The sequence below is a fragment of the Streptomyces anulatus genome (assembly GCF_014650675.1).
Classification (GTDB): Bacteria; Actinomycetota; Actinomycetes; order Streptomycetales; family Streptomycetaceae; genus Streptomyces; species Streptomyces anulatus.
The window spans coordinates 147333-172434 of record NZ_BMVK01000020.1; the positions used below are offsets into that span (position 1 = coordinate 147333).

The 25102-nt window shown below is 70.0% G+C and carries 27 protein-coding genes; 16 read left to right on the forward strand and 11 right to left on the reverse strand.

The window, feature by feature from the left end:
• The first annotated feature begins 42 nt into the window (after positions 1–42).
• Positions 43–990 carry a YihY/virulence factor BrkB family protein gene (locus tag IE272_RS33920; RefSeq protein WP_229897911.1) on the forward strand — a complete coding sequence of 316 codons (948 nt, stop codon included), beginning with the start codon at positions 43–45 and terminating at the stop codon, positions 988–990.
• On the opposite strand, the gene IE272_RS33925 is transcribed toward IE272_RS33920, so the two are convergent.
• The gene (locus IE272_RS33925) at positions 987–2324 is read right to left on the reverse strand and encodes a D-alanyl-D-alanine carboxypeptidase family protein (RefSeq protein WP_229897913.1); all 1338 of its coding nucleotides are present in this window, start codon (positions 2322–2324) and stop codon (positions 987–989) included. The two genes, IE272_RS33920 and IE272_RS33925, sit on opposite strands and share 4 nt — an antisense overlap.
• 133 nt (positions 2325–2457) lie before the next feature.
• Between IE272_RS33925 and IE272_RS38935 the strand changes: the two genes are divergently transcribed.
• From IE272_RS38935 to IE272_RS33935, 3 genes are all read left to right on the forward strand, one after another.
• Complete coding sequence (locus IE272_RS38935; RefSeq protein ID WP_032794318.1) at positions 2458–2703, forward strand: SCO4848 family membrane protein; 246 nt, start codon at positions 2458–2460, stop codon at positions 2701–2703.
• A gap of 33 nt (positions 2704–2736) precedes the next feature.
• Complete coding sequence (locus IE272_RS33930; RefSeq protein WP_190009523.1) at positions 2737–4194, forward strand: metallophosphoesterase; 1458 nt, start codon at positions 2737–2739, stop codon at positions 4192–4194.
• A gap of 283 nt (positions 4195–4477) precedes the next feature.
• Positions 4478–6031, forward strand: coding sequence for an ABC transporter substrate-binding protein (locus IE272_RS33935; protein ID WP_050356975.1), 1554 nt, complete (start codon positions 4478–4480; stop codon positions 6029–6031).
• A gap of 30 nt (positions 6032–6061) precedes the next feature.
• Here IE272_RS33935 and IE272_RS33940 read toward each other — a convergent pair whose 3' ends face one another.
• From IE272_RS33940 to IE272_RS33980, 9 genes are all read right to left on the reverse strand, one after another.
• Positions 6062–6790, reverse strand: a complete 729-nt coding sequence (locus IE272_RS33940; RefSeq protein WP_050356976.1) for a TetR/AcrR family transcriptional regulator — start codon at positions 6788–6790, stop codon at positions 6062–6064.
• Positions 6791–6800: 10 nt separating this feature from the next.
• Positions 6801–7307, reverse strand: coding sequence for a thiol-disulfide oxidoreductase DCC family protein (locus IE272_RS33945; RefSeq protein WP_190009487.1), 507 nt, complete (start codon positions 7305–7307; stop codon positions 6801–6803).
• Entirely contained in the window at positions 7280–7714 is a 435-nt protein-coding gene (locus IE272_RS33950) for a hypothetical protein (RefSeq protein ID WP_050356977.1), read from the reverse strand. Before IE272_RS33950 ends, IE272_RS33945 begins: the two co-directional genes overlap by 28 nt.
• Before the next feature lie 114 nt (positions 7715–7828).
• Positions 7829–8428, reverse strand: a complete 600-nt coding sequence (locus IE272_RS33955; protein ID WP_190009489.1) for a hypothetical protein — start codon at positions 8426–8428, stop codon at positions 7829–7831.
• 142 nt (positions 8429–8570) lie between these two features.
• Complete coding sequence (locus IE272_RS33960; protein WP_050356979.1) at positions 8571–9338, reverse strand: succinate dehydrogenase iron-sulfur subunit; 768 nt, start codon at positions 9336–9338, stop codon at positions 8571–8573.
• Entirely contained in the window at positions 9338–11092 is a 1755-nt protein-coding gene (gene sdhA, locus IE272_RS33965) for a succinate dehydrogenase flavoprotein subunit (protein WP_050356980.1), read from the reverse strand. Before sdhA ends, IE272_RS33960 begins: the two co-directional genes overlap by 1 nt.
• Before the next feature lie 29 nt (positions 11093–11121).
• Positions 11122–11604 (reverse strand): succinate dehydrogenase hydrophobic membrane anchor subunit, encoded by a 483-nt coding sequence (locus IE272_RS33970; RefSeq protein WP_050356981.1) that lies wholly within the window; start codon positions 11602–11604, stop codon positions 11122–11124.
• Between the two features lie 5 nt (positions 11605–11609).
• Positions 11610–11990 carry a succinate dehydrogenase, cytochrome b556 subunit gene (gene sdhC / locus IE272_RS33975; RefSeq protein ID WP_073740310.1) on the reverse strand — a complete coding sequence of 127 codons (381 nt, stop codon included), beginning with the start codon at positions 11988–11990 and terminating at the stop codon, positions 11610–11612.
• A gap of 178 nt (positions 11991–12168) precedes the next feature.
• A complete protein-coding gene (locus IE272_RS33980; protein WP_190009491.1) occupies positions 12169–12702 on the reverse strand; it encodes a 2-oxo-4-hydroxy-4-carboxy-5-ureidoimidazoline decarboxylase in 534 nt (177 codons plus the stop codon).
• Between the two features lie 460 nt (positions 12703–13162).
• On the opposite strand from IE272_RS33980, the gene IE272_RS33985 reads away from it, so the two are divergent.
• The 3 genes from IE272_RS33985 (at position 13163) to IE272_RS33995 (ending at position 16416) form a co-directional block, all read left to right on the forward strand.
• On the forward strand, positions 13163–14773 hold the full coding sequence (locus tag IE272_RS33985) for a beta-N-acetylhexosaminidase (RefSeq protein ID WP_190009493.1): 1611 nt from the start codon (positions 13163–13165) through the stop codon (positions 14771–14773).
• Between the two features lie 142 nt (positions 14774–14915).
• Complete coding sequence (locus IE272_RS33990) at positions 14916–15785, forward strand: DUF4328 domain-containing protein (protein ID WP_098892723.1); 870 nt, start codon at positions 14916–14918, stop codon at positions 15783–15785.
• Between the two features lie 52 nt (positions 15786–15837).
• Positions 15838–16416, forward strand: coding sequence for a hypothetical protein (locus IE272_RS33995; RefSeq protein ID WP_056701032.1), 579 nt, complete (start codon positions 15838–15840; stop codon positions 16414–16416).
• A 41-nt stretch (positions 16417–16457) separates the two neighbouring features.
• Here IE272_RS33995 and IE272_RS34000 read toward each other — a convergent pair whose 3' ends face one another.
• Complete coding sequence (locus IE272_RS34000) at positions 16458–16970, reverse strand: universal stress protein (RefSeq protein WP_190009495.1); 513 nt, start codon at positions 16968–16970, stop codon at positions 16458–16460.
• Between the two features lie 202 nt (positions 16971–17172).
• Between IE272_RS34000 and IE272_RS34005 the strand changes: the two genes are divergently transcribed.
• From IE272_RS34005 to IE272_RS34045, 9 genes are all read left to right on the forward strand, one after another.
• Complete coding sequence (locus IE272_RS34005) at positions 17173–17508, forward strand: SAV_915 family protein (RefSeq protein ID WP_057665375.1); 336 nt, start codon at positions 17173–17175, stop codon at positions 17506–17508.
• A 38-nt stretch (positions 17509–17546) separates the two neighbouring features.
• A complete protein-coding gene (lysA, locus tag IE272_RS34010) occupies positions 17547–18881 on the forward strand; it encodes a diaminopimelate decarboxylase (protein WP_190009497.1) in 1335 nt (444 codons plus the stop codon).
• 145 nt (positions 18882–19026) lie between these two features.
• Positions 19027–19179 carry a hypothetical protein gene (locus tag IE272_RS34015; RefSeq protein ID WP_164221375.1) on the forward strand — a complete coding sequence of 51 codons (153 nt, stop codon included), beginning with the start codon at positions 19027–19029 and terminating at the stop codon, positions 19177–19179.
• Positions 19176–19265: a K(+)-transporting ATPase subunit F gene (gene kdpF / locus IE272_RS34020; protein ID WP_018955984.1), complete on the forward strand. Its 90-nt coding sequence runs from the start codon at positions 19176–19178 to the stop codon at positions 19263–19265. The genes IE272_RS34015 and kdpF overlap by 4 nt, the downstream gene beginning before the upstream one ends.
• An 8-nt stretch (positions 19266–19273) precedes the next feature.
• Complete coding sequence (gene kdpA / locus IE272_RS34025) at positions 19274–20938, forward strand: potassium-transporting ATPase subunit KdpA (protein ID WP_190009499.1); 1665 nt, start codon at positions 19274–19276, stop codon at positions 20936–20938.
• Positions 20935–23043 carry a potassium-transporting ATPase subunit KdpB gene (gene kdpB, locus IE272_RS34030; RefSeq protein ID WP_190009501.1) on the forward strand — a complete coding sequence of 703 codons (2109 nt, stop codon included), beginning with the start codon at positions 20935–20937 and terminating at the stop codon, positions 23041–23043. Before kdpA ends, kdpB begins: the two co-directional genes overlap by 4 nt.
• Before the next feature lie 6 nt (positions 23044–23049).
• Entirely contained in the window at positions 23050–23721 is a 672-nt protein-coding gene (locus tag IE272_RS34035) for a potassium-transporting ATPase subunit C (RefSeq protein ID WP_050356990.1), read from the forward strand.
• Positions 23722–23819: 98 nt separating this feature from the next.
• Positions 23820–24503 carry a response regulator gene (locus tag IE272_RS34040; protein WP_050356991.1) on the forward strand — a complete coding sequence of 228 codons (684 nt, stop codon included), beginning with the start codon at positions 23820–23822 and terminating at the stop codon, positions 24501–24503.
• Positions 24504–24537: 34 nt separating this feature from the next.
• Positions 24538–25102: histidine kinase (locus IE272_RS34045; protein WP_444544794.1), on the forward strand; the 565-nt coding region annotated here is incomplete at its 3' end.

Below are 25102 nucleotides of genomic sequence, written 5' to 3' on the forward strand. Positions count from 1 at the left end.
GGGCCGTCGATGTTCCGGGCCCAGGAGGGTACGCGTGACGTCATGGACTGGCTGAAGAAACTCCCGGTGATCGGGCCCCTGGTCGCCCGGCTGATGGAGACGCACGCGTGGCGTTCCTACGAGCGGCTGGACCGGGTCCACTGGGCCAGGCTCGCGGCGGCGATCACCTTCATCAGCTTCCTGGCCCTCTTCCCGCTGATCGCGGTCGGCGCCGCCGTCGCCGCCGCCCTGCTGAGCGACGAGCAGGTCGACACCATCAAGGACAAGCTCGCCGACCAGGTGCCGGGCATCTCCGACCAGCTGGGCATCGACGGGCTGATCGCCAACGCGGGCACGGTCGGCCTGGTGGCCGGTGCGCTGCTGCTGTTCACGGGTGTCGGCTGGGTCGGCTCGATGCGGGAGTGTCTGCGCGCCGTCTGGGAACTGGACGACGTCCAGCAGGCCAATCCCGTCGTCGCCAAGGTGAAGGACGCCGTGCTGCTGGTCGGCCTCGGCGGCGCGGCGCTCGCCACCCTGGCGGTCTCCACCATCGGCTCGACGGCGGTCGGCCGGACCGCCGACCTGATCGGCATCCCCGAGGACGGGGCCGGCGGCATCCTGCTGCGGGTGGCCGCCCTGGCGGTCGCGGTCGTCGCCGACTTCCTGCTGCTCCTCTATCTGCTGACACTGCTGCCCGGCGTGGAGCCGCCCCGGCGGCGGCTGGTGGTCGCGGCCCTGCTCGGGGCGGTCGGCTTCGAACTGCTCAAGCTGCTGCTCGGCAGCTATATGCGGGAGGTCGCGGGCAAGAGCATGTACGGCGCGTTCGGCGTGCCGATCGCGCTGCTCCTGTGGATCAACTTCACCGCGAAGCTGCTGCTGTTCTGCGCCGCCTGGACGGCGACCGGCAGCAAGGACGAGGAGGTCCGCGAGGGCGGCGAACAGGACCCCGGCGCGGACGGGACCGGCCCGGACGGAGCCGCCACGGAGCGTGGCGGCTCCACCCGCGTCTAGGACTTGTCGCTCGGTGCGCTCGGTGCGCTCGGTGCGGCCGAGGCGGCCGGGTCGACGGGCTCGGCCGGGTCCGCCGTCGGCGGGGTGCGGCGGGCCAGGCCGGTCAGCGGCCAGCGACGGTTGACGAGGAACACCCCGCCGGCCAGGAACACCAGCAGACCGCCGATGATCGCCAGGGCGATACCGACCCCGCTGGAGCCGTCCGAGGCCGCCGACGCGTGCGTGGCCTCCGCCTGGCCCCCCGAGCCCTGGTCGGCTCCGGCGGCGGGCGCCGCGCCCTTGCCGCCGGTCGCGGTCCCGGTGTCCACGGACTTCGGCGGCACCAGCTCGCCGACCGGGGTCACCTTGCCGCTCGCGGCGAAGCCCCAGTCGAGCAGGTGCGCGGCCTCCTTGTAGACGGCGTGGCTCTCCTCCGCCGACGGGTTCATGACCGTGACCAGCAGGACCTTGCCGTTGCGCTCGGCGACGCCGGTGAAGGTGTTGCCCGCGTGGGTGGTGTAGCCGTTCTTGACGCCCGCGATGCCCTGGTACGGGTCCACGCCGATGTCTCCGGTGATCAGCCGGTTGGTGTTCTGGATCTCGAAGGAGTCGCGCTTCTTCCCCTTCTTCTCCTCGCCGGGGAAGTCGGCCGACGCGGTCGCCGCGTACTCGCGGAAGTCCTTCTTCTGGAGTCCGCTGCGGGCGATCAGGGTCAGGTCGTAGGCGCTGGAGACCTGGCGCGGGGCGTCGTACCCGTCCGGCGAGACCACCCGGGTGTCCAGGGCCTGGAGCTCCTCGGCGTGCTTCTGCATCGCGGCCACCGTCTTCGGGACACCGCCGTACATCTCCGACAGGACGTGCACCGCGTCGTTGCCCGACCGCAGGAACACCCCGAGCCACAGGTCGTGGACCGTGTAGGTGTGGTCCTCCTTGATCCCGACCAGGCTGCTGCCCTCGCCGACCCCGGCCAGCTCGCTCTCCGTCACCTTGTGGGTCAGGGTGGTGGGCTGGAGCGCGGGCAGGACGGTGTCCGCGAAGAGCATCTTCATCGTGGAGGCGGGCGGCAGCCGCCAGTGCGAGTTGTGCGCCGCCAGGACGTCGCCGTTCTCCGCGTCCGCGACGATCCAGGACCGGCCGGTCAGCTCCTTGGGCAGCACCGGCGCACCCGGGCCCAGATTGACCTGGGTGCCGGCCTTGCCGAGCTGCTCCCCGCCGAGGGTGGACATCATGCTCGGCGGCTTGGGCTGTTTGTCGTCGCTCTTGTCCTTGTCGGCCGCCGAGGCGGGACTGAGGACGAAACCGGACAACAAGGCGGCGGAGGTGACCGTGAGGGCGATCTTTTTCAGAGCAGGCACGGTCGGAAACGTACAGGGCGAAGGTGTGGATGCGGACCCGGACCGGCTGACCCGCCGCAGGGAACGCCGGGACGGCCCCGTTCGGACGCCACCCCGGAGGAGGGGGCCGGGGGGCGGCGGCGATACTGGACCCATGAAGCTCAGCCGCCGCGTGTCCTGGTTCCTGCTCGCGTTCGGGGTGTGGAGCTGGTTCATCTGGATCACTTTCGTCAAGAACCTGTGGCAGGACGGCAGCGGACTCGCCTTCGACGACGCGGGCGAACCGACCGGGTACTTCTGGGTGCACCTGCTGCTCGCCATCACGTCCTTTCTTCTGGGGACGGCGGTCGGCGTGATCGGGTTGCGCGGAGTCCGGGCTTTGCGCGACGACCGCGCATGACGACGGGAACATGGGGAAGCTCGGATGGCAGCAGTGGTCTTCGCTCTGGTGGGGCTCGTGGTGCTGGCGCTGCTCGGCGCCGTGCACCGGTATCTGTGGCGCCGCTTCGTCGGTGACACGACGGCGCCGGGCAGCCCGCTGCGCAGGGCGGGCACCGTCGCGGCCTTCGTCCTGCCCCTGCTGAGCATCGGCGCCATGACGTCCGGCCGGGTGGGAGCGCCCTTCTGGCTCCAGCAGGTGCTGGCCTGGCCGGGGTTCCTGTGGCTGGCGTGCCTGCTCTACCTGACGCTGGCGCTCCTCGTGGGCGAGGTCGTACGCCCGGTTCTCCTGCGGGTCCTCGCCCGCCGCGACGGGGTGACCCCGGGGGCCGGCGCCCGGACCGTTCGCGAGCCGGCCGCCGCGGGCCCGGCAGGGGAAAGCGGAACGGGAACCGGAACCCCCGCCGACGTCCCGGACGGGACCCGCCCCCGTACCGAGGAGCTGGTGCCGTCCCACTCGGCCGGTACCTCCGCCCGCTCGGAAGCGGCGGGGCGTACGGCCACGGAATCCGTGACGGATCCCGTGGCGGAGCCCGCGACGGAACCCGCGAGGGAACGGGAAACGGAACCGGCCGCCGGACCCCTGGCCACCTCTGCCACCGCCCCCGCCACCACCCTCGCCCCCGGCCCCTCCCGGCGGCTCTTCGTCTCCCGGGTCGTCGGCGGCGCGGCGGCCGCCGCCGGCCTCGCCACCGTCGGGTACGGCACCTACGGCGTGCTGCGCGGGCCCAGCGTCAGGCGGATCACCGTCCCGCTGGCCAAACTGCCCCGCGCCGCCCACGGCTTCCGGATCGCCGTGGTCAGCGACATCCACATCGGCCCGATCCTCGGCCGCGCCCACACCCGCCGGATCGTCGACACGATCAACGCGACCTCGCCCGACCTGGTCGCCGTCGTCGGGGATCTCGTCGACGGGTCCGTCGCGGACCTGGGCTCCGCCGCCGAACCGCTGTCCGCCCTGCGCGCCCGGCACGGCAGCTTCTTCGTCACCGGCAACCACGAGTACTTCTCCGGCGCCGGGCAATGGGTCGATCACGTACGCGAACTGGGCCTGCACCCGCTGGAGAACGCCCGGGTCGAGATCGAGGGCTTCGACCTCGCCGGCGTCAACGACATCGCGGGTGAGACCGAGGGGCAGGGGCCGGACTTCGGCCGCGCGCTGGGCGACCGGGACCGCGGCCGGGCCGCCGTCCTCCTCGCCCACCAGCCCGTCGTCATCCACGACGCCGTCGAGCACGGCGTCGACCTCCAGCTCTCCGGCCACACCCACGGCGGACAGCTCTGGCCCGGCAACTTCCTCGCCGAGCTGGCCAACCCCACCGTCGCCGGGCTCGAACGCTACGGCGACACCCAGCTCTTCGTCTCGCGCGGTGCGGGCGCCTGGGGCCCGCCGGTCCGGGTGGGCGCCCCCTCCGACATCACCGTCGTGGAGCTGGCCTCCCGTCAGGCCTAGAGCGCGGCGGCCTCCGTTGCGGCTGCGACGGCCCGGAAGCTTCGGTTCCGTCGTCATGGAATCCACACCGAAGGGTCACCGTCAGCTACATAAACTCGCAGGTAGGAGACGCGAAACAGCCTTTTCGGACAGAGGTTCGGGCATGTGTCCAATAAAAGGCTGTGAGTGCCCCATTTACTCTTCCAGATGTGAAAATCGTGTGATTGGGTAAGCGCGAACATGCGGCGATGTGCGCGTCACAAACGCGACCGCCGAGGTGGGGCTGGTAAGGGAGAGCACGGCAATGCGGTCGGTCCGGGTACGGATTCTCGCGATTCTCGCGGTATTGGTGATAGCGGGCGTCGGTGCCTGGCAACTGCTCCCGTCGGGGGAGGCGAAGACCGATGCGATCACTGTCGGGACATCGGACGTCGTCACTTCCCTCGACCCGGCCGGCGCGTACGACGCGGGTTCCTGGGCGATCTACAGCAACATCTACCAGTCGCTGATGACCTTCAAGCCGGGTGCGGTCACGCCGGAGCCGGACGCCGCCGAGAGCTGCGGGTTCGTCGGGCAGAAGCTCCAGACGTACCAGTGCAAGCTCCGTGACGACCTGACCTTCACCAACGGCCGCAAGATCACCGCCGAGGACGTCAAGCACTCCTTCGACCGGATCTTCACGATCAAGTCGGACGTCGGCCCCGCGGGGCTCTTCCCCACGCTCGACTCGGTGACGACCGAGGGCCGCACGATCACGTTCAACCTGTCCGGCAAGGACGCGACCTTCCCGCAGAAGATCGCCACCGGCGCCGCGGCGATCGTCGACACCACCAAGTACCCCGAGGACAAGATCCGTTCGGGCAATCAGGTCGACGGCTCCGGTCCGTACGTCCTCAAGTCGTACGAGCACGGGACCCGCGCCGAGCTGGTGCCGAACCTGAAGTACAAGGGTGCGCTCAAGAAGACCGGCCAGGCCGTCACCATCCGCTACTTCAAGACCTCCGAGGACCTGCAGACGTCCTGGGACGCCGGTGACGTGGACGTCGCCCACCGCCAGCTGCCCTCCGAGACGCTCGCCGAACTGAACATGAACGACCCGGACGTGCGGGTGACCGAGGCGACCAGCGCGGAGATCCGCAACATCATCTTCAACGTCCGCGAGGGCACGCCGTTCGCGGACAAGAAGGTCCGCCAGGCCGTCGCCGCGCTCCTCGACCGGGGCCCCCTGGTCCGGAAGGTCTACCAGGGCACGGTCGACCCGCTGTACTCGCTGATCCCCACCGGCTTCATCGGGCACAGCACCCCCTTCTTCGACACCTACCCCTCCTCCGACCCCAAGCGCGCCGCCCAGCTGCTCCAGCAGGCCGGAGCGAAGACGCCGGTCCCGGTGAACTTCGCCTACCGCGAGGGCGACATGTACACCAAGGAGACCGCCGAACTCCGGCGTCAGCTGGAGAAGGACGGGCTGTTCAAGGTCTCGGTCGAGGCCGTGGAGTGGACGAAGTACCAGAAGGAGTACGCGGCCGGTAAGTACGACATGTACACCGTCGGCTGGTTCCCCGACTTCCCGGACCCCGACACCTTCAGCCAGCCGCTCGTCGGCACCGGCAACGTCCTGCACAGCGGCTACTCCAGCAAGAAGATGGACCAGCTGATCGCCGCCACGCAGCAGTTCAGCGACCGCAGCCGCACCTCCGGAGACTTCAAGGAGATGCAGTCGCTGGTCGGCGAGGACGTCCCCCTGCTGCCGCTGTGGCAGAAGAAGGACTACGTCGTCGCCAAGTCCGAGGTCGCGGGCTCCCAGTACCTCTCCGAAGGCACCGGTACCTGGCGCCTGTGGGAACTCAGCCGGATCTGACCGGCGCGTCCGGCAGGGGCGGCAGGGGCCTCAGGGGCGTTCTGCCGCCGCCTGCGGCGGACCCGGCAGGAACTCCACCAGCAGCGCGTGGATCTGCCGCACGAGCGGTCGCAGCACCCGGAACCGGGAGAGCGAGATGGCGCGTGCGGCGATCGGCGCGGTGCGCTCGACCAGTCGGCGGCTGCGCTCGGCGCCCTCGCTGCGGTCGTACACCCAGAACAGCACCAGCCCCATCTGCATCAGCCACATCAACTGCGGCAGTAGCGGAGCCAGTTCGGGGTCGCTCTTGACGTCCGCCCCGGCGATGCAGCGCTCGTGGATGGAGATCGCCGCGTCGCGGGCGGCCGCCGAGTCCTCGGAGAACGGGGAGAGCGGGCTGTCCGGATCGGCGGCGTTCTTGAAGAACTGGGCGGCGAAACGGTGGTACGGCTCCGCCACGTCCAGCCAGCCGAGCAGCACGCCCCTGACGCGTACGGTCAGATCCCCGTCGCCCTCCAGCACGGGCCGGACGGCCGCCGCGTGTTCGCCGGCGATCCGGTCGTAGAAGCCCTGGACCAGGTGCTCCTTCGAGGAGAAGTAGTAATAGGCGTTCCCGACCGAGACGCCCGCCTCCTGGGCGATGGCCCGCATGGTCGTCCGGTCGTAGCCGCGCTCCGCGAAGAGCCGGAGCGCCGTTTCGAGAATCAGCGTGCGGGTCTGCTCGCTCTTCGCGGCCTTGGCCGGTTTCTTCTCCTGCACGTTCTTCTCTTCCTTCACCACGGGCCCAAGGTTAACGGGGCCCCCACGGTCCTCCGGGCGGGGCGGCGCACTCCCGGACCCCGGGGGCGCAGGGCGGGAGGGCCAGGGAGCGGTAGCGGGCGGCGGCCAGGACGGTGCCCCGGGCGAAGGGCCGCCCCGCCGGGGTGGTCAGCCAGTGTGCCCTGGAGCGGTACTTGGCCAGCGCCCACAGGCAGACGATCCAGGCCGAGGCCTCCCGGTAGACCTGCCCCAGGTCGCCGACGACGGTGATCTCCGCCAGCGTCGCCGCATGGTCCAGCTCCGGGAACCGCCGCCGCGCCTCGGCCGATCCGGCCGGTACGAGGTCCAGCGGGACGAGCTGCCGCTGCCGCTGGAGCCAGTTCCGCAGGTGGACGCAGAGGGGGCACTGCGCGTCGTAGAGCACAGTGATCCGGCGTACGGGCGCGGGCCCTCCGGCGGCGTACGGGGCGGGTCCCGGCGCCGCCGCGGGCGCGGCCTCGGTCACCGGGCTCACCGCCCCGGTGCGGGCGCGGCCCACGGTCCCTGGGCACCCGGGGGCGTCCAGCCCTGCGGCGGCAGGGGCGGGGTCTGCTCGCGCTCCAGGGCGCTGCGGCGGCGGATGCGGCTGAGGACCCAGACGTTGCCCAGGTGCATGACACCGAGCACCAGCAGCACCACGCCCACCTTCACCGAGAGGGCCTCGAAGAGCTCGCGGGCGTTGGCGACCCCGTCGGCGTTCTTCAGGTAGAGCGTGACGAACCCGAGGTTGACCAGGTAGAAGCCGACCACCAGCAGATGGTTGACGGCCTCGGCGAGCTTCTCGTTCCCGTGCAGCACGTCGGCGAGGAAGATCCGCCCGTTACGGCTGAGGGTGCGGGCGACCCAGACGGTGAGCGCCACGGTGATCAGCAGATAGATGACGTACGCGACAACAGTGAGGTCCATGCCTCACCCTCCCTTGAACGCGTTCAAAAATGCTTTCGGGCATGACAATAGACCCCTTCTTGAACATGTTCAAGAAGGGGTCCGGGGAGGGGATGGCTCAGAGGGTCCCGGGCGTCAGGCGCTCATCGAGCGGGCCTGGTTGAGCTGGCCCATGACCGCCGGGAAGGTGTACGGGCCCATGGCCGGGATCATCGTCGAGTGGTGCCGGCCGCCGCTGGTGACCGTGACCTGGATGAAGCCGGTGGTCCGCTTCTCCTTCATCAGCAGGAACAGCAGACCGATCAGGCAGAACAGGGCGAAGATGATCGCCAGCACGACCGCGTGCGTCGGGATCTTCTCCTCCGTGCGCGACATGTCCGTGGCCGTCCAGACCGCGCCCTTGAGCGGCATCGGCCCGGACGGGGTGACGATCGCGTCGCTCATCACGGTGATGTCACCGATCGACAGCACCGGGACGCCGCCCTGGCCGGGCGCTCCCTGCGGCACCGGGAGGTACTGGCCCGGCATCGTCGGCTGCGCCGCGTTGGGGTACCCGTAACCGGGACCGGGCTGGGCCGCGGAATCCGGCAGCGGCTGCGGATAGCCGTACGCGGGCGGGGCGCCCGGCGCCGGGTAGCCGTACCCCTGGCCGTCGGCGACGGTGGGCTGGTGGCCCGGCTGCTGGGGAGGGCCCCACTTGTACGCGTCGTCCGCGTACGGATTCGGCTCGCTCACGACGATCCCCGTTCTCTTTCGGTCTTCAGCTCCGCTGAACCGTACCGCCCGTGCGGCCCCGGCGCAGCAACAGGCCCCGCCCCCAGCAGCGGTGAGGCTGCGGGGGGCGGGGCCCGTCGACGTAACAGGTGTTACGGGAAGGTCAGAAGCGACGCGTGATGAGCGCGCGCTTCACCTCCTGGATCGCCTTGGTGACCTCGATGCCACGCGGGCAGGCGTCCGTGCAGTTGAACGTGGTGCGGCAACGCCACACGCCGTCACGGTCGTTGAGGATCTCCAGGCGCTGCTCGCCGCCCTCGTCGCGCGAGTCGAAGATGAAGCGGTGCGCGTTGACGATCGCCGCCGGGCCGAAGTACTGGCCGTCGTTCCAGAACACCGGGCACGAGGACGTGCACGCGGCGCACAGGATGCACTTGGTGGTGTCGTCGAACCGCTCGCGGTCCTCGGCGGACTGCAGACGCTCGCGGGTCGGCTCGTTCCCCTTGGTGATGAGGAAGGGCATGACGTCGTGGTACGCCTGGAAGAACGGGTCCATGTCGACCACGAGGTCCTTGAGGACCGTGAGGCCCTTGATGGCCTCCACCGTGATCGGCTTGTCCGGGTTGATGTCCTTGATCAGCGTCTTGCAGGCGAGCCTGTTCTTGCCGTTGATCCGCATCGCGTCGGAACCACAGATGCCGTGGGCGCAGGAACGGCGGAACGTCAGGGTTCCGTCGAGCTCCCACTTGATCTTGTGAAGGGCGTCGAGGACACGCTCCTTCGGGTCGATCTCGATCTGGAAGTCCTGCCACTGGACCTCGTCCGACACCTCGGGGTTGAAGCGGCGGATCCGGAACGTGGCCGTGATGAACGGCGAGTCGGCGAAGCCGGCCTCGGCCTTGTCGGTCTTGTCCAGGGTCGGGGTAGCCATCAGTACTTACGCTCCATCGGCTGGTAGCGGGTCGTCACGACCGGCTTGTAGTCGAGCCGGATCGACTCGGCGCCGTCGGCGGCCACCTCGCGGTACGCCATGGTGTGGCGCATGAAGTTGACGTCGTCGCGGTTCGGGAAGTCCTCGCGGTAGTGACCGCCGCGGGACTCCTTGCGGGCGAGCGCGGAGACCGCCATGACCTCGGCCAGGTCGAGCAGGTTGCCCAGCTCGATGGCCTCCAGCAGGTCGGTGTTGAACCGCTTGCCCTTGTCCTGGATGGACACGTTGAGGTACCGCTCGCGCAGCTCGGCGATCTTGTCGACCGCCGTCTTGATCGTCTGCTCGGTGCGGAACACCATCACGTTGGCGTCCATGCACTCCTGGAGCTCCAGGCGCAGGGTCGCGACGCGCTCGGTGCCGGTGGAGCTCCGCAGCCGCTCGACCTGGTCGGCGACCAGCTGGGCGGGGTTCTCGGGCAGCTCGACGAAGTCGGTCTTCGCCGCGTACTCGGCGGCGGCGATGCCCGAGCGCTTGCCGAAGACGTTGATGTCGAGCAGCGAGTTGGTGCCCAGGCGGTTGGCGCCGTGCACCGACACGCAGGCGACCTCGCCGGCGGCGTACAGGCCCGGGACGACGGTGGTGTTGTCGGCCAGCACCTCGCCCTCGACGTTGGTCGGGATGCCGCCCATGGCGTAGTGCGCGGTCGGCTGGATCGGGATCGGGTCCGTGTAGGGCTCGATGCCGAGGTACGTCCGCGCGAACTCGGTGATGTCCGGGAGCTTGGCGTCCAGCTGCTCCGGCGGCAGGTGCGTCAGGTCCAGGTACACGTGGTCACCGGCCGGACCGCAGCCGCGGCCCTCACGGATCTCCGTGTAGATGGAGCGCGAGACGACGTCACGGGACGCGAGGTCCTTCATGACCGGCGCGTACTTCTCCATGAAGCGCTCGCCGTCCTTGTTGCGGAGGATGCCGCCCTCACCGCGGGCGCCCTCCGTCAGCAGGATGCCCATGCGCCAGATGCCCGTCGGGTGGAACTGGAAGAACTCCATGTCCTCCAGCGGCAGACCGCGCCGGTAGCAGGCGGCCTGGCCGTCACCGGTCAGGGTGTGGGCGTTCGACGTCACCTTGAAGAACTTGCCGGTGCCGCCGGAGGCGTAGATGACCGACTTCGCCTGGAAGACGTGGATCTCGCCGGTCGCCAGCTCGTACGCGACGACGCCGGAGGACTTCTTGACCCCGTCGACCTCGGTGATCAGCTGGTCCAGGACGTAGAACTCGTTGAAGAACTCCACGCCCTCCTTGACGCAGTTCTGGTACAGCGTCTGGAGGATCATGTGGCCGGTGCGGTCGCCCGAGTAGCAGGCGCGACGGACCGGGGCCTCACCGTGGCTGCGGGTGTGACCACCGAAGCGGCGCTGGTCGATCTTGCCCTCGGGAGTGCGGCCGAACGGCAGGCCCATCTTCTCCAGGTCGAGGACGGCGTCGATGGCCTCCTTCGCGAGGATCTCGGCGGCGTCCTGGTCGACCAGGTAGTCGCCGCCCTTGATCGTGTCGAAGGTGTGCCACTCCCAGTTGTCCTCCTCCACGTTGGCGAGCGCGGCGGCCATGCCGCCCTGCGCCGCGCCCGTGTGGGAGCGGGTGGGGTAGAGCTTCGTCAGCACGGCGGTACGGCTGCGCTTGGTCGACTCGATGGCCGCGCGCATGCCGGCGCCGCCGGCGCCGACGATGACGGTGTCGTACTTGTGGATCTGCATGGTTTCCTCTGGTCCCTCTGTCCCGGCGCCTAGCGGATGTTCGGGTCGAAGGTGAAGATCACCAGCGTGCCCAGCAGGACGGTGAACACCGTGGCGGTGTACAGGAGCATCTTCAGCCAGAAGCGGGTGTTGTCCCGTTCGGCGTAGTCGTTGATGACCGTGCGCAGGCCGTTGCCGCCGTGGAGCATGGCGAGCCACAACATGATCAGGTCCCAGGCCTGCCAGAACGGCGAGGCCCAGCGGCCCGCCACGAAGGCGAAGCCGATCTTGGAGACGCCGCCGTCGAGCACCAGCTGGATCAGCAGGTGGCCGAGGACGAGGACGACCAGGACGATGCCCGACAGGCGCATGAAGAGCCAGGCGTACATCTCGAAGTTGGTGCGCGAACCCTTGGGGGTCTTGCCCGTGCGCTTGCGCGGGGGCTCGATCACCGGGGCCGGGTGGTCGACGTCGTACAGGCTCACGCCTTCGACGTCGCCGATCGCGGCTGCGGAAGAAGTCTCACTGGACATGGGCCTCAGCTCCCGAAGACGTCGCGTACGGCGTGACCGAGGACGGGGTACAGGGCCCCGACCATCAGCACGATCCAGATGCCCACCACGGTCCAGAGCATCTGCTTCTGGAGTCGCGGGCCCTTGGCCCAGAAGTCCACGGCGATGATCCGGAGACCGTTCAGCGCGTGGAAGAGAATCGCGGCCACGAGGCCGTATTCGAGGAGCGCGACGATCGGCGTCTTGTACGTGGCCACGACATCGTCGTAGGCCTCGGGGGAGACGCGGACGAGAGCGGTGTCCAGGACATGTACGAACAGGAAGAAGAAAATGAGGACACCGGTGACTCGATGAGCCACCCAGGACCACATGCCTTCCCGGCCGCGGTACAGCGTTCCAGCCGGCACGGAAGAACCCTCCGGGAGCGGGGATTGGGGTCGGCCGGCTTGACTGTCGGTCTGACCCGGCCGGGTACGGTCCACCGGCCCCGGCCATCGTAGCGACGCATTGTCGGTTCGTTCGCGCCGGGGCCTCTGGTGTGATCAAAGTGGCAATCAAACAGGCACGTACGGGCTAGAGCGACCCTTACCGCAGGGGGTCCGGCGTCACCAGCTCGACGATCCGGCTCCGGGCGAGTCGCCGCAGCTCCTCGGCGGTCACCGCCCGCTCCTCGTCCGGGTCGTGCGCCAGCCGGACCCGGATCCCGGCCAGCACCTGGTCCACGTGCTGGGAGGGGTGAAAGGCGTCCAGGCAGATCACGAAGGCGTGGCCGAACCGGCTCTCGTACGCCGCGTGCGCGGCCCGCAGCGCCAGATGGGCGGCGCGGGGAGCGTCGTGGTGCAGGCAGGGGGCCGGCTCCGAGGCCAGGGCCTCCGCGATGTCCCGGGGCGCGAGGTCGTAGCCCGCCTCGTCGGACGCGGCCAGTAGAGCGCCGAGATCCGGGTAGGGGCGGTGGGCGGCCATCCGGTGGGCCCAGCGGAGACTGCCGCAGCACTCCAGGAAGGCCGCCTCGGCGGCGGCGAAGGGCAGGCTGTTGAAATGGGCGAGGCCGACGGCGTGATCGACCGGCGGCGCTCCCGGGCCGTCGGCCGGAACCGGGTGGCGCGGCTGCGCGGGCACGGCCGGGTGGCCGGCCGGGGGCGCGGATCGCTTCGGCAGGCCGGCGGGGGACTCGCTGGACCTGGACAGCGTGGACTCCTCGTGTCAACGACAGCTATGACTCCGGGGCCCCGAACAGGAACCCTCTGTCCCTGGAAGACAGGCCAGGGTGCACCGAGGTTGCCCGGCGGGGGAGTGACTTCCGTGGGGGCCGGAGTGAAGGGAGAGACGAATGTGCCGCAACGCTAGCGAGATCGGTCGGCGGCCGTCCGGCGGACCGCAGAAGAATCACCCGAACGGGAGAGTTTCGGAACGTGTGATGGACGTCTGACCTGCGTCGACCGGGGTTCTGTTCGGGTCCCCGGATCCCTCGATGGGCGAGGCCGTGGCAAAAATGCCAACCTTGCACCCTATTCACACGTTCTATTCGCTATTCACTCGTTTCACCCGCCCCCGCCCCCTCAACGGAGGAATCTGCCCGATGTCGCCCACGCGTGGTGCCCTCGTCACCGGCGCGGCTGTCACGGCCGCAGCCGCCGTCGCCCTCACCGTCGTCGTCTGGCCGGACGGGTCCGGCGGCGGATCGTCCGGCGACACGGCGTCGCCCTCCGGCACCTCCGCCGAGGCCGTCGCCCCGTCGCCCTCCCGCAGCTACCCGATGTCCAGCACACCGAGCACGATCCCCGCGGTGCGCGAGCACACCCCGGCCCGGGGGCCCGGCTGGCAGCCGGGCGAGGACAGCACCGTCGTCATCGCCAAGGGCAGCCAGGTGCTCGCCGACGAGGCGGAGCTGCTCGCCAAGGAGCTGAAGGTCCGCTACCGGGGCGCCGAGCCGGCCCGGGCGGGAGACGTCGAGCTGGCGCTCGGCGACAAGGACGCGGGCCCCACCGAGTCGTACACGCTCACCGTGCGCGACCGGAAGGTGCGGATCGCCGGACCCGACGAGTCGGGCGTCTTCTACGGCACCCGCACCCTGAAGCAGTCGCTCAAGGCGGACAGCACGGTCCCCGAGGGCGTCGTCAACGACCGCCCGGACCGGCCGCAGCGCGGGCTCAACCTCGACATCGCGCGCAAGCACTACAGCGCGGAGTGGATAGAGGACCGCATACGCGAGATGGGCGACCTCAAGCTCAACCAGCTCGGCCTGCACTTCTCCGACGACCAGGCCTTCCGGATCGAGTCGAAGACCCACCCCGAGGTGGTCTCCGACGAGGCCCTCACCCAGGACGAGGTCCGCCGCATCGTCGCCCTCGCCAACAGCCGGCACATCGAGGTCGTCCCCGAGATCGACTCGCCCGGACACCTCGGCGCGGTGCTGGCCGCCCACCCCGACCTCCAGCTGCGCAACACCGCGGGTGTGGAGTCGAAGGGCTCCATCGACATCTCGAAGCCGGGCGCGGCCAAGCTGATCGACGAACTCCTCGACGAGTACACCGAGCTGTTCCCCGGGCGCTTCTGGCACCTGGGCGCCGACGAGTACCAGGCGCTGACGGTCCAGAACCCGGCCGCCTCCTATCCGCAGCTCCAGCGCGCGGCGGAGGAGAAGCACGGCGCCGGAGCCACGATCGAGGACCTGGCCACCGGCTGGCTGAACGACCGCGCGGCCGTCGTCGTCCCGAAGGGCCGGACCGCCAAGGCCTGGAACGACGGGCTCTTCCGGGACACGAAGGTCAAGGCCGACGAGAACATCGAGATCGAGTACTGGACCGGCAAGGAGATCGGCGCCCGCCCGCCGCAGGAGTACCTCGCCGCGGGCTTCAAGATGCTGAACCTCAACGACGAGTTCCTCTACTACGTGCTCGGCGAGCCCAACGAGTTCGTCTACCCGACCGGTGAGCGGATCTACGAGCAGTGGACCCCGCTGGTCATGCGCGGCACCGAACCCGTGGCGGAGCGCTACTCGCCGCAGATCCTCGGCGGCCGGTTCGCCGTCTGGGGCGACCTGCCGAACGCGCAGACCACCCAGCAGGTGGCGGACGGCATCCGGATGCCGCTGGTGGCGACCTCGCAGAAACTGTGGGACCCGCGGAAACCCGCGCTGAGCTGGGCGCAGTTCCAGGAACTGGCGAAGCGGACCGGCAGCGCGGGGTGAGGCCGGGGGAGCCCCCCGGCGGTGCGTGAGCCCGTGGACAGCGCCGCTGTCCACGGGCTACGGTCCGCCGACCGCGCGCTCCTGGGGAGGGACGTGAGGTCGCATACCGCCGGCCCGTCCTTGGGGGGACTTCTCCATGTCCATGCTCTGCACCCGTTGCCGTATCAGAACGGCCGTGACCGACGACGGGCTGTGCACCTTCTGCTCGGGCACCCGGCCCCCGCTGCCCGACGGCGCGACGGCCCCGGTCCCCGGGACCGGGCTCGGGCCAGGCCCCGGCTCCGGCCCCGGCCCCGGCGGCTGGGGCGTCGGCACCTGGCCGCGCTCGCCCGTCGGCCTGTCCCGCGCGGTGATCGCCCTGCTGGGCTGCGTCATCGCGAGCGACCTGTTCGTCATCGGCGCCGGTCTGCACCTGCGCAGCCTGTGGGAGGGGCTGGCGGCGGACGAGTCCCTCAACATCTACACCGGGCCCGGCCTGCGGGCGCAGGAGCTGTACGACCGTGCCGGGGCGGCCCAGACGGCGGCGTTCCTGGCCACCGGCGTCCTCTTCATCATCTGGTTCCACCGGACCCGCCGGAACGCCGAGGTCTTCGAGTCCGGCGTGCAGCGGATGGGGCCGGGCTGGGCGGTGGGCGGCTGGTTCGTCCCGGTCGCCAATCTCTGGTTCCCCTACCGCGTCGCGAGCGGCATCTGGGAGGCGAGCGTCGGGCTGCACCCCGACGGCGGTTGGCGCACGGTTCCCAAGACGGTGCTGAACCTGTGGTGGGGCGGCTGGGTCGTCTCCGTCCTCGTCTCCCGGATCGCCGTGAGCCAGTGGGACCGGGCCCGGGAGCCGGAGCAGGTCTCCGACGCGGCGGCCCTCGTCGCGGCCGCCGACGCGCTGGACGCCGTGGCCGCGGTGCTCGCCATCGTCTTCGTACGCGCGGTGACCCGGATGCAGGTGGAACGGGCCGGTACCCGGCAGACGGCGACCGGCCCCGAGCGGGCGGCCCCGGGGTCCACCACCCCATAGTGACGATTTTCGGCCATTCGGCGCAGTATCCGGTAGACCGAGGGAGACGTCGATGAGTCTGCTGGAACTGATCGAACGAGCTGATGAGCGCGCACTGGCCGCCGGGGCGCTGGCCTGCCTGGACCGGTGCCTGCCGCTGCTCGCGGGGCCCGGGGCGGAGCCCCTGCGCCCGCTCTGGGCGAGCTGCGAGAACGGACAGGATTGGGCCATCCGGCTGGCGGCGGTGCGGACGGGGATGGAGCACGCGTCCGTCACCGACGGCCCGGCCGCGCTCGTGCGGACGATGCTCGGCGCCGCCCCCTCCGACTTCGCCGCCGTACCGCTGCGGGAGTGGGCGGACGCCTGTTCGCTGGTCGCGCTCCGGATCCACGGGCGGCTCGACGCCCCGGACGGGGACACGCCGCCGGACGAGGAGCACCTGCTCAAGGCGGCCCGCAGCGGTGAACCGGCCGCCGTGGGGCCGCTGGTCGCCGGAGAGCTGGAACGGCAGGTCCGCATCCTGGAGATCCTGGCGGAGACCACCGGCACGGCGGGCAGCGGCGCCGGACTCCGCAAGGCACTGGACCTGTCCACGGAGGGCCGCCGGGTCCTGCGCGCGGTGATGTCACGACGGGCCCGCGGCCGGGGCTGACCAGCGGCACCTCACGGGGAGGCGGTCGAGGCGTGCACCGCTCAGAGCTTCCGCTCCCCGGTCATGGGCGGCAGGGTCCAGGAATGGCTCTGCACGGCGGCGAGTTCGGCTTCGAGCGGGTTCGGGGGGACCGCGAGAACGGGGCAGACCGCGTGCGCCAGGCAGTAGCGGGCCACCGACGGACGCAGGGCGGACAGCCATCTGCGACGTGAGCCCGTGCCCACGACCAGGAGGCCGTCGGCCGACCCGGCCGCCTCGACGAGAACCGCCCCGGGCTCGCCGCGCACGGCGAGCCCGGACAGGGCGACGCCCGGCCTCCTGACGGCGAACGCACCGTCAAGAAGGGTGCGCAGGTCCTCGACAGCGGCTTCCCGGCACTCCCGGAGCAGCGCGGCGCCATAGGTGGCACGGCCGCCCAGCCCGCCGCCGGGCAGCTGCCAGGCCAGCACGGCGTACAGCTCCGCGTTGCGTTCCCGGGCCTCGGCGGCGGCCCGGTGCAGGGCTGCCAGGCTCCCCGGGGAGCCGCTCACGCCGACCACGATTCTCTGCCGCACCGTCCGGCCTCCCGACTCGTCCTGTTCCGGAGTTCCATTGAAGGGCGGGCGAGGGGCCTTGAGCGTCAGCGATCCGTATGAACCGGTCGATGCCCGTCAATATCGCGTCAGGCGAGAGGGCTCCCCGTACCGGGGCGGGCATAGCTTCGGCGTCATGCGGCCGGACAACGGCCGTATCACGGCTTCATCCGGAGGGAACCCCATGTGCCTCTTCTCGTACGACGACGACCCCGACCCCGATGAACAGGCCCGGACCGGGCTCCTGTACGTGCCCGTCCGGCCGGAAGCCGCCGGCCCCGCGCTGCGGATGTTCCGCACTCCGCTGGGCGAGCGCACCGCCGTCGGCTTCACCGGCCTCGCCCTGCTGACCGCGACCCTCGGCGCCGGCCAGCCCGCGATCAGGCTCGCCGAGTCCGCCCTGCGCTCCCTCACGGAGCCGCTCGGCGTCGACCGGCTCGTCGTCGACCCGGTCCTCTCGGCCCCGGCCGTCACCGCCGTGCGGGCAAGCACGGCCGAAGAGCCCGTCCGCGCCCTGTGAACCGCGCTTCGTCCCACGCCTCCCGAGGAGACGCCGCCATGTCAGCTCCGCTTCTCACCGAGCCCCCGACGGGACTGGACGATCTGTCCGTCTTCCCCGCCTCCACCGCCCGGCTCCCGCACGGCCACCTGAGCATCGGAGGGGTCCCGCTCGGCGACCTCGCCGACCGGTTCGGCACTCCGGTGTACGTCCTGGACGAGGACGAGGTGCGGTCACGCTGCCGGACCTACCGGGCCGCCTTTCCCGAAGCCCACGTGCTGTACGCGGCCAAGGCGTTCCTGTCCCGGGCGATGGCACGGTGGATCGACGAGGAGGGCCTGGGGCTGGACGTCTGCTCCGTCGGCGAACTCGAACTCGCCCACGCCGCCGGGTTCCCACCGGAGCGGATGGTGCTGCACGGCAACGCGAAGACACCGCGTGACATCGAGACGGCGCTACGGCTCGGGGTCGGGCGGATCGTCATCGACAGCCCGTCGGAGGTCGCCCGGATCGCCGCGCTGACCGGACCCGCCGGGCGGCAGAAGGTCATGGTGCGGGTGGTGCCCGGTGTGTCGGCGGGCGGCCACGAGAAGATCCGTACCGGTACCGACGGCCAGAAGTTCGGCCTGTCCCTCACCGACGGATCCGCCCAGCACGCCATCGCCCGGGTGCTCGGCCAGCCGCAGCTCGAACTGACCGGCCTGCACTGCCACATCGGCTCCCAGATCACTGACGCCAAGCCGTATCTGGTGGCCGTGCGGCGCATGGTCGGACTGATGGCCCGGGTCAAGGACAGCCACGGCGTCACGTTCTCCGAGCTCGACATGGGGGGCGGGCACGGAGTCGCCTACCGGCCCGGGGAGGCCGCCCTCGACCTGACGGCCCTCGCACGCCGGCTGGGCGCGGAACTCGCCACCGGTTGCGCGGCGGCGGGCCTGCCCGTGCCGAGGCTGGCCATCGAACCCGGGCGGGCGATCGCGGCCCCGGCCGGGGTGGCGCTCTACCGCGTCCTCTCCGTCAAGCACACCGGCCCGAACATGTTCGTGGCCGTCGACGGGGGCATGAGCGACAACCCGCGACCGGCCCTGTACGGGGCCCGCTACGCGCCGCGCCTGATCGGCCGCGCGGCCACCGCCGGGCCGGTCGCGGCCACGGTGGTGGGCCGGCACTGCGAGGCCGGCGACATCCTCGCGGACGATGTCTTCCTGCCCGGTGACGTCCGCTCCGGCGACCTGCTCGCGGTGCCGGTGGCGGGCGCGTACCAGGTGTCCATGGCCTCCGCCTACAACCTCGTCGGCCGGCCGCCGGTCGTCGCGGTGCACGACGGCACGGCACGCCTGCTGATACGGCGCGAGACACAGGAGGACCTCCGGCGGCGCGACGTCGGCGCCTGAGGGCTGTCCCGTTCGGCACGCGGCCGCCAGAACGGACCGGGCCGCGTGCCGAACGGCCATGCCGCAGGCCGGTCGGCCGCGTAAGACGGGCGTCAAGGGTCTCCCCGTATTCGTATGGACCCCGTCAAGGTGGCTTATCGCCGGGATGAAGTCGAGGTTTGCTCGTATTGGCCAAACGGCCGATTCCATTCCTCACGTCAATCAGGAGCTCGCGATGGCCGACCTGGCCTTCGTCGCCACCACGATCGCGGTATTCGCGCTGGTGGCTCTCATCGCCCGGGGGGTGACCAAGCTGTGACCGTCGAAAACGTCGTCGGCCTCGTCGTGGCCGTGTCCCTGCTCGGATATCTCATTCTGGCTCTCCTTTACCCGGAGAGGTTCTGAGTACGGAAATGAGTCCCCAGGTCGCTGGTCTGCTCCAGCTCACAGCCCTGATCGCCGCCCTCGCCCTGGCCTACCGCCCGCTGGGCGATTACATGGCCAGGGTCTACTCCTCCGAGAAGAACTACCGCCCGGAGAAGTGGATATACAAGGCCATCGGCGCCAATCCGACCGCCGAGATGCGCTGGCCCGCCTATCTGCGTGGAGTGCTCGCCTTCTCGGCGGTGAGCGTTCTCTTCCTGTATCTGATGCAACGGGTGCAGGGCTCGCTGCCCGGTTCGCTGGGCTTCTCCTCGATCGACCCGGACCAGGCGTTCAATACCGCCGCGTCCTTCGTCGCCAACACCAACTGGCAGTCCTACTACGGCGAACAGGCCATGGGCCACGTCGTGCAGACCGGCGGCCTCGCGGTGCAGAACTTTCTGTCCGCGGCGGTCGGCATGGCCGTGGCGGTGGCACTCGTACGGGGCTTCGCCCGGTCGCGTACGGGTGAGCTCGGCAACTTCTGGGCCGACCTGGTGCGCGGGACCGTCCGCATCCTGATCCCGATCTCGGTGATCGGCGCGATCATCCTGGTCGCCTGCGGGGCGATCCAGAACTTCTCCGGCATCCACCAGGTCGGACAGTTCATGGGCGGTACGCAGGAGTGGAACGGCGGCGGGGTCGCCTCCCAGGAGGTCATCAAGGAGCTGGGCACCAACGGCGGCGGTTACTTCAACGCCAACTCCGCCCACCCCTTCGAGAACCCCAACCCCCTGTCGAACCTGTTCGAGATCTTTCTCATCCTGCTGATCCCGTTCGCGCTGACGCGGACCTTCGGCCGGATGGTCGGATCGCTGAAGCAGGGGTACGCGATCCTCGGCGCGATGGCCGTCATCTGGATCGGCTTCACGGCGCTGATGATGTGGACCGAGTTCGCCCACCGCGGACCGGCCTTCGAGATCGCCGGCGGGGCCATGGAGGGCAAGGAGACCCGCTTCGGGATCGCCGGCTCGTCGATCTTCGCGGTCGCCACGACGCTGACTTCGACCGGCGCGGTGAACTCCTTCCACTCCTCGTACACCGGCTTCGGCGGCGGCATCACCATGCTCGGCATGCAGCTCGGCGAGATCGCTCCCGGCGGTGTCGGCTCCGGCCTCTACGGCATGCTGATCATGGCGATCATCGCGGTGTTCATCGCCGGGCTGATGGTCGGACGCACCCCGGAGTACCTCGGCAAGAAGATCGGCACCCGCCAGATCAAGCTCGCGGCCTGCTACATCCTCGTCACCCCGGCCCTCGTGCTCGGCTTCACCGCCGTCGCCATGGCCCTGCCGACCCCTGCCGACTCGATGACCAACTCGGGCGCGCACGGCTTCTCCGAGATCCTGTACGCCTACACCTCCGGCGCCAACAACAACGGCTCCGCCTTCGCCGGGCTCAACGCCGACACCCAGTGGTTCAACACGACCATCGGCATCGCGATGCTGCTCGGCCGGTTCCTGCCGATGGTGTTCGTCCTGGCCCTGGCCGGCTCGCTCGCCGAGCAGAAGCCGGTGCCCGAGACCGCGGGCACTCTGCGCACCGACAAGCCCCTCTACGCGGGGCTGCTCGTCGGCACGATCCTCATCATCACCGGACTCACCTACTTCCCGGCCCTGGCGCTGGGTCCGCTTGCCGAAGGGCTCGCCTCATGAGCACCGTCACCCCCACTCGCGCTCCGCACGGAGACATACCGCCGGCCGATGGCCACGGGGCCGCCAACCGGGTCGGCAGCGGGCTGTTCGACCCCCGGCAACTGCTGAAGTCGTTCCCGGACGCGCTGCGCAAGCTCGATCCGCGCGTGATGGTCAAGTCGCCGGTGATGTTCGTCGTCCTGGTCGGCTCGGTGGTCACCACCGTGCTGGCGCTCACCGACCCGACCGACTGGTTCGGCTGGGCGATCACCGCCTGGCTCTGGCTGACCACCGTCTTCGCCAACCTCGCCGAGGCGGTCGCCGAAGGCCGGGGCAAGGCCCAGGCCGACACCCTGCGCAAGGCCAAGACCGGCACCGTCGCCCGCCGGGTCATCGGCGGAGACGAGGAGCGGGTCGCGGGGACGGACCTGCGCATCGGGGACCTGGTGGTCTGCGAGGCGGGCGACACCATTCCCGGCGACGGAGACGTCGTGGAAGGCGTCGCCTCCGTCGACGAGTCCGCGATCACCGGCGAGTCCGCCCCGGTCATCCGGGAGTCCGGCGGCGACCGCTCGGCCGTCACCGGCGGGACGAAGGTGCTGTCCGACCGCGTCGTCATCAAGATCACGACGAAGCCCGGCGAGACCTTCATCGACCGCATGATCAACCTGGTGGAGGGCGCCTCCCGGCAGAAGACGCCCAACGAGATCGCCCTGAACATCCTGCTGGCGTCCCTCACGATCGTCTTCCTGCTGGCCGTCGTCACCCTGAAGCCCTTCGCGATCTACGCGGGCGCTGACGACCAGACGTCGCTGATCGTGCTCGCCGCACTGCTGGTGTGCCTGATCCCCACCACGATCGGGGCCCTGCTGTCCGCGATCGGCATCGCGGGCATGGACCGCCTGGTGCAGCGCAACGTCCTGGCCATGTCGGGGCGCGCGGTCGAGGCGGCGGGCGATGTGTCCACCCTGCTGCTCGACAAGACCGGAACCATCACCCTGGGCAACCGGCAGGCGGCCGAGTTCCTCGCGGTCAGGGGCGTCACCGAGGGCACGCTCGCGGACGCCGCGCAGCTCTCCTCGCTCGCCGACGAGACACCGGAAGGCCGGTCGATCGTCGTGCTCGCCAAGGAGAAGTACGGGCTGCGGGAGCGGACCCAGGGGGAACTGACGGGCGCCGCGTGGGTGGAGTTCACCGCGCAGACCCGGATGTCGGGCGTCGACCTGGACGGACGGAAGGTCCGCAAGGGCGCCACCGGCTCCGTCATCGCCTGGGTGAAGGAGCGGAACGGCAGTGTCTCCGAGGACGCGCAAGCGCTCACGGACCGGATTTCCCAGGCTGGTGGCACGCCGCTGCTGGTGGCTGTGGAAGACGCTGACGGCGCTCGGGTCCTCGGGGTCGTCCACCTCAAGGACGTGGTGAAGGAGGGCATGCGGGAGCGGTTCGACGAGCTGCGCCGCATGGGCATCCGTACGGTCATGATCACGGGTGACAACCCGCTGACCGCGAAGGCGATCGCCGAGGAGGCGGGGGTCGACGACTTCCTGGCCGAGGCGACGCCCGAGGACAAGATGGCCCTCATCAAGCGGGAACAGGCCGGGGGCAAGCTCGTCGCGATGACCGGCGACGGCACCAACGACGCACCCGCCCTGGCCCAGGCCGACGTCGGCGTCGCGATGAACACCGGAACCTCGGCCGCCAAAGAGGCCGGGAACATGGTCGACCTCGACTCCAACCCCACCAAACTCATCGAGATCGTCGAGATCGGCAAACAACTCCTCATCACCCGAGGAGCCCTGACCACCTTCTCCATCGCCAACGACGTCGCGAAGTACTTCGCGATCATCCCCGCCATGTTCGCCGTGGCGTACCCGTCGCTGGACAAGCTCAACGTCATGGGCCTCACCTCGCCCGAGTCCGCGATCCTCTCCGCGGTCATCTTCAACGCACTGATCATCGTCGCGCTGGTGCCCCTCGCCCTCAAGGGCGTGCGCTACCGGCCGGCCAGTGCCGACCGGATGCTGCGGCGCAACCTGGGCATCTACGGACTCGGCGGCATCGTCGCCCCGTTCATCGGCATCAAGATCATCGACCTGCTCCTCTCCCTCCTTCCCGGAATCGGCTGATCCGCCATGACCAACAACTCCGTCAGCAGCACCGCACGCGTGCTCGGGGCCGGACTGCGAGCCCTGCTCGTCCTCACCCTGGTGTGCGGGGTCCTCTACCCGCTCGCCGTCACCGGTGTCGCCCAGGCTCTGTTCAACGACAAGGCCAACGGTTCCGAGATCAAGGACAGCGGCGGCCGGGTCGTCGGCTCCTCCCTCATCGGCCAGCGGTACGACCTCCCGCTGAAGGACGGCGAGGAGTCACCCGCCCCGGACCTGAAGTGGTTCCAGCCGCGGCCCTCCAACGGCCTCGGCAGCAACAGCGTCAACACGCAGTACTCCCTGATCCTCTCCGGGGCCACCAACCGCTCCGGCGACAACAAGGAACTGGTCCAGTGGGTGACCGATGCCAAGGCGGCCGTGGTCAAGGACAACTCCACCCCCACGTACAAGGTGAAGCCCGCGGACGTGCCGGCCGACGCCGTCACCTCGTCCGGCTCCGGCCTGGACCCCGACATCTCACCCGCGTACGCCGAACTCCAGGTCCACCGGGTCGCCGAGAAGAACAACCTCGACGTCAAGGAGGTCGAGGACCTCGTCGCCGATCACACCACCGGCCGGCTGCTCGGCTTCATGGGCGAGCCCAGGGTGAACGTCCTCGAGCTGAACACGGCGCTCAGGAACCTGACCCAGGGCTGATGGAACTGCTGCAGGACACCGGACACCGGTGGGGTACGGAACCTCCGCACCCCACCGGTGTCCGGTTGGCCCACAACCAAGGAGAGAGTGCACAGCCCATGCCCCGGGTGCTCGTGGTGGAAGACGATGTGCAGCTGGTCCGCGCCCTCAAGATCAACCTCCAGGCCCGCAGCTACGAAGTCGAGGAGGCTTCCGACGCCGGATCCGCCCTCCGGCTCGCCGCGACCTGCAAGCCGGACGTCATCGTGCTGGACCTCGGCCTGCCGGACATGGACGGCGTCGAGCTGATCAGGATGATCCGGGGCTGGAGCCGGGTGCCGATCCTCGTCCTGTCCGCACGCCACATGTCCGAGGACAAGGTGCGGGCCCTGGACGCCGGAGCCGACGACTACGTGACCAAGCCCTTCAGCATGGACGAACTGCTGGCCAGGCTGCGCGCGGCCACCCGGCGGCGGCAGGCGACCGCCGACACCCCGGAACTGACCGTCGTCACCACGGACGGGTTCACCATCGACCTGGCGGCGAAGAAGGTCCAGCGCGATTCCGGCACCGTCCGGCTGACCCCGACCGAATGGCATCTCCTCGAAGTGCTGGTCACCAGCCCCGGCCGTCTGGTGTCGCAGCGTGCGCTCCTGCGGGAGGTCTGGGGGCCCACCTACGCGGAGAACACCAACTACCTGCGGGTGTACATGGCCCAGCTGCGGCGCAAGCTGGAAGCGGACCCCGCCCACCCCCGGTACCTGATCACCGAGCCGGGCATGGGCTACCGCTTCGAACCCTGATGCCCCATCCACCACGGAAGAACGAGAAGTCATCATGGGACGCGGCATACTCCGGATCTACCTGGGCGCGGCGCCGGGTGTCGGCAAGACGTACGCGATGCTTTCGGAGGCGCATCGCAGGGTCGAGCGTGGCACCGATTGCGTGGTGGCTTTCGTGGAGCATCATGACCGGCCGCGTACGGAGGTGATGCTGCACGGGCTGGAGCTTCTGCCGCGTCGGGAGCTGGAGTACCGGGGGACGGTCTTCACCGAGATGGATGTGGACGCGGTGCTGGAGCGTGCTCCGGCGGTGGCGCTGGTGGACGAGCTGGCGCACACGAATGTTCCGGGTTCGCGGAACGCGAAGCGCTGGCAGGATGTGGAGGAGCTTCTCCGGGCCGGGATCGATGTCATATCCACGGTGAACATCCAGCATCTGGAGTCGCTGGGTGATGTGGTGGAGTCGATCACCGGGGTCCGGCAGCGGGAGACGGTGCCGGACGAGGTGGTGCGGCGGGCGGACCAGATCGAGCTGGTCGACATGTCGCCGCAGGCGTTGCGTCGCCGGATGGCGCACGGGAACATCTACCGGCCCGACAAGATGGACGCGGCGCTCTCGA